Source organism: Microbacterium sp. (genome assembly GCF_047971895.1).
Classification (GTDB): Bacteria; Actinomycetota; Actinomycetes; order Actinomycetales; family Microbacteriaceae; genus Microbacterium.
The window spans coordinates 1-3,408 of the sequence record NZ_JBKEAF010000110.1; the positions used below are offsets into that span (position 1 = coordinate 1).

General features: G+C 68.4%; 3 protein-coding genes. 2 read left to right on the forward strand and 1 reads right to left on the reverse strand.

Translation table 11 applies throughout. From position 1 onward, the window contains the following. Window positions 1-430 precede the first annotated feature (430 nt). On the forward strand, window positions 431-1,417 hold the full coding sequence (locus tag ACK5IN_RS08830) for a GDSL-type esterase/lipase family protein (RefSeq protein WP_416895820.1): 987 nt from the start codon (window positions 431-433) through the stop codon (window positions 1,415-1,417). Further along, the gene (locus ACK5IN_RS08835; RefSeq protein WP_416895821.1) at window positions 1,414-2,745 is read left to right on the forward strand and encodes an MFS transporter; all 1,332 of its coding nucleotides are present in this window, start codon (window positions 1,414-1,416) and stop codon (window positions 2,743-2,745) included. The genes ACK5IN_RS08830 and ACK5IN_RS08835 overlap by 4 nt, the downstream gene beginning before the upstream one ends. Window position 2,746: 1 nt before the next feature. Here ACK5IN_RS08835 and ACK5IN_RS08840 read toward each other — a convergent pair whose 3' ends face one another. Next, complete coding sequence (locus tag ACK5IN_RS08840) at window positions 2,747-2,974, reverse strand: hypothetical protein (RefSeq protein ID WP_416895822.1); 228 nt, start codon at window positions 2,972-2,974, stop codon at window positions 2,747-2,749. Between the last annotated feature and the right edge of the window lie 434 nt (window positions 2,975-3,408).

Sequence of the window (3,408 nt, forward strand, 5' to 3'; positions counted from 1 at the left end):
CCGGTACACGTGCAGATGGAGTCCGTCGGCGGAATCGACAGTGAAAGTAGTCTCGTTCATACGGCCCAGTATGCACCCGTGGTGCCAGCGTCTGTACACTCGCGCGGAAGCGATTGCGCGGCGATCACACCTCCCCACGACACCCGCGAGCCCACCCTGGACGGGCACGTGAAGAGCGTGATGACAGCAGGGCGTCCTGCTCGGCGGCATCCAGGGACCAGGACATCGCCGTCGACGAGTGGCACAGCAGCACACGCCCCGGAACCGACGTGTCGACGTCGTACGACGTCATCACTCCTCCGCTTCGACATCTCGCAACGTGGCCGCGGGGTTCTGGTAGAGCTCTCGTGCTGACACGGTTTTCACGTGTGCACCCTACGAAAGCGATCTACATTGATCTACCTGAATACGCTGGAGCCTGGGAGGCAGAATGTCGGAGCGGTGGGAGTGGTCGGTGTCGTGGTGGCCGGTGCGGCTGGCAGCGTGGCTGTTGCGGGGTCTGGGCATCGTCGTCGGCGTGATCCTCGGTGCCGCTGCCGCGCTGCTCCTGGTTGCGACGGCACAGGGCTTGCTCGTTCGCGGGCGGCTGGGACGCACGCGGCTGGGCCCGATGGTGCCGTTCAGCGGGACGTTCGGCGCGGAGCATCCCGGCTCGCCCCTCGCACTGGGGCTGATGGGCGACTCGCTGGCGGTCGGTTACGGCGCGGAAAACCCGGCGGGAACGCCCGGGGTGATCCTGGCGAGAGGGCTGGCCGCGGCATCCACTCGCCCCGTCGTGCTCACCAATGTCGGCGAGGTCGGCGCAGAATCGACCGCCCTTGTCACCCAGCTCGCGCTCCTTCGCGAGCGTGCGACACCGGATGTGGTGGTCATCGTCGTCGGTGCCAACGACGTGATGCGGCTCACGCGCCTGCCCGGCGCGCTGTGGCCGCTGTGGGCGGTCGTGCGCGAACTGCGCCGCGAAGGCACCCAGGTGGTCGTCGCGACGTGTCCCGATCTGGGCACCGTTTACACGTTCGGGCAGCCGCTGCGCTTCTTCGAGCCGCGTGTTGGCCACAGGTCAGGCCATCGTGACGTTGCGGGCCGGTGGGCGCTCGGTGTCGCTGGTCGACACACTCGGGCCGCTATTCCGGGACGATCCGGTCGGCATGTTCTCTGCACTCGACGGCCTGCACCCCTCCAGCAGAGGCTACGAGGCGGCGGCTTCGGTCATCCTCCCCAGCGTGCGCGTGGCGGCCGGCGCCGCACTCCCCGAGGACGCGCAGGTGCGCCACCGTGTGTACCGCAAGGGCAGTCGCCGGCCGCTGGCGTGGTGGGCGTTCTGCGCCTCGCGGCAGGCCGGCGAGCGACTGACGGCGCACTCGAGCACGGTGACGGCGGAGCCGCCCCCCGCGATCCGATGAGGAGACGGCCGTGAGCCTGACATCGCCCGCCTTCACGTGGCATCCGGCCCGTGCCTGGCTGATCTGGGGCGTCAGCGTCGCCGCCTACGTGCTCGCCGTCACCAACCGCACCTCGCTCGCGGGCGTCGGCGTCGACACGGCCGACCGTTTTCACGCCGACGCCTCGACGCTGTCGATGTTCGCCGTGCTGCAGTTGGCGGTCTACGGCATCATGCAGATCCCGGTCGGGCTGTGGCTCGACCGCTGGGGCGCGCGGCCGATCATGACGATCGGCATGGTCCTCATGGCCGCCGGTCAGCTCGTTATCGCCCTCTCCCCCGATGTCGGCGTGGCGATCTTCGCGCGCATGCTGCTGGGTGCCGGAGACGCTGCCGTCTTCCCCAGTGTGCTGCGGCTCATCGCCACGTGGTTCCCGGCGCAGCGCAGTCCCGTGATGGTGCAGCTGACCGGCATCGTCGGACTCACCGGTCAGCTCATCGCCCTCGTCCCGTTGGCGGCCTTGCTGCACGCGACGACATGGACGATCACTTTCGGCAGCATCGCCGGGCTCGGCATCCTGTTCGCCGTCCTGCTCTGGCTGATCGTGCGCAACCATCCCCCCGAGCGCAAAGCCGACGTCTCGGTCGACACCGACACGGGCGCCGTGCGCGTGGTGACCTCGGCGGTCGACACACGGGTGGGCCTGCGTGCGGCATGGTCGCACCCCGGCACCCGGCTGGCGTTCTGGTCGCACTTCACCACGCCGTTCGCGGGCACCGCGTTCATCATGCTGTGGGGCGTGCCGTTCCTGACCGCCGGTGAAGGACTCACCGCGGGGGTCGCGGCGACCGTCACGACCGTGTACGTAGTCGTCGGGATGGTGCTCGGGCCGATCCTCGGGGCGCTGTCGGCGCGCATCCCGCATCTGCGTTCGCGCGCGTTGGTGCTGCCGACCGCCATCTTCCAGTTGGTGTCATGGCTGGTGGTGATCGCCTGGCCGGGCACGGCACCGCTGTGGCTGCTGTTCGTGCTCGCCATCGCGCTCGGCACGGGCGGGCCAGCATCCATGATCGCGTTCGACCACGCACGCACGCACAACCCCGCCCACCGGCTCAGCACCGCCACCGGGATCACGAACGTCGGAGGCTTTCTGGCCGCGCTCATCGCGATCTTCCTGATCGGGGCGGCCCTCGACATCCAGGGTGCCGGCACCCCCGAGACCTATACGCTGAACGCGTTCAGGCTGGCGTTTCTCACGCAGGTGCCGATCTGGCTGGTGGGTATCTGCTTCGTCGTGTTCGAACGTCGTCGCACACGCATCGTGATGGGGCTCGACCAGCCCCGGCCACGGAGACGTCGGTAGGTCAGGATGCCGGGCCGGCGTCGTCGTCGCTCGTCGTACTGTCTGTCGCATCCGCGGCCTTGCCGCGACGCACGACCGCGCGGGCGACACCGACGACGAGCACCAGGAAGCCGAGGCCCATGACCGTGTAGCCGACGACGTAGAGGTTGAACCAGCCGACCTTGACGTCGAAGGCGAACGACAGGATCACCCCGATGATCAGGAGCGCAATGCCTATTCCGATGGTCATGCCATGTTCTTCCGTGAGGCGTGGATCTGCGTGGTCCTTCGAGCATGCCGCATACGTTCCCTCTCGCGCTAACCCGGCGTCGCGTGCTCGATGTCGGAACCCCGAGATCAACGCGCGCAGCGCCGCGATCACGGACGATGCTGCCTTGCTGCGCTGGCACCTCATCGACGTTGAACTCGTCGAACGCGCACCGACCTGAAGCGCATACGCGTGGGTCGAGCCTGTGGACAACTCCTGAGCTCGGCCTCGGGATCTCGCTACCGTTGTGGCGTGATCCGCCGCTCTGCACTGATCCCCGTGCTGCTCGTCACCCTGATGGCGATGAGTGGATGCCTCGCCTCCCCCGCTCCCGAGCCGACCGCCACTCCCCCGTTCTCGAGCGAGGAAGAGGCCTTCGCCGCCGCGGAGGCCACCTACCGCGCCTACATTGATGC

What these genes read in the sequence shown, in the direction of transcription:
- ACK5IN_RS08830 (WP_416895820.1), top strand. Translation starts at nt 431, where the DNA reads ATGTCGGAGCGGTGGGAGTGGTCGGTGTCGTGGTGGCCGGTGCGGCTG.
- ACK5IN_RS08840 (WP_416895822.1), bottom strand. Translation starts at nt 2,974, where the DNA reads ATGACCATCGGAATAGGCATTGCGCTCCTGATCATCGGGGTGATCCTG.